This is a genomic window from Vibrio sp. 1288, assembly GCF_033344475.1.
The window spans coordinates 1-646 of record NZ_JAWPOX010000648.1 but is presented as its reverse complement, the minus strand read 5'-3'; the positions used below and the strand labels follow the sequence as shown (position 1 = coordinate 646).

The window sequence follows — 646 nt, the reverse complement described above, 5'->3', positions numbered from 1 at the left end:
TGTTGTTGCGCAAACGTTTGCGCGAGAATAATACTGGTATAAAATTAGGTGTAAAGAAGTTCGTGCGCCTTCGCGTGCTACATAGTAACAAAATCCACTAAATACTGCGCTAGATCAAAACAAAAAGGCCACCAAACGGTGACCTAAGTATATTTTTTGCTCTAAAGCTAACCTTCTTAGCGATCCCAGTAGGTCTCTTCTAAGCTGTCTTCGCGTTCTGGCAGAGCTCGCGATAGGCGAGGAGAGTGCTGAGTTAGCACTTCGTAGCTCACGCGGTTCGCGTATTTACAAATTTGAGAAAGTGATGAATACGTCAGACAGCGTACTTCGTGTTTCTCTGAAGTAGGCACTTCTTTCTGATGGAAAGAGTTTGCAGCCATGTCATGCAGCAGTGCAGACAGTGCAGCATCACCCGCGCCATTAGTGTTCTTAATTTCTAGAGGGCCACCAAGGTATGGACCGATGTGTGAATACACTTTCATTGGATTCACACAATCTTCTTTGCGCATTGCGCGGCTGAACTCAAACTTATTGAATTCCTCAATAGAGCTTTCAAGAATATCGTGTGTAGTTTCACGTTTCACTTTTTCGTCAGTGTAACCTGCCATGTAAAGACCGTTTGGCCCTGCAGTACAAAGAACAAGAT

1 pseudogene is annotated in these 646 nt (G+C 44.3%); it reads right to left on the bottom strand.

Annotated elements, in window-relative coordinates:
* Positions 1-176: 176 nt before the first annotated feature.
* Positions 177-646, bottom strand: a pseudogene (locus R8O11_RS28540) (inosine/guanosine kinase); the annotation flags it as partial.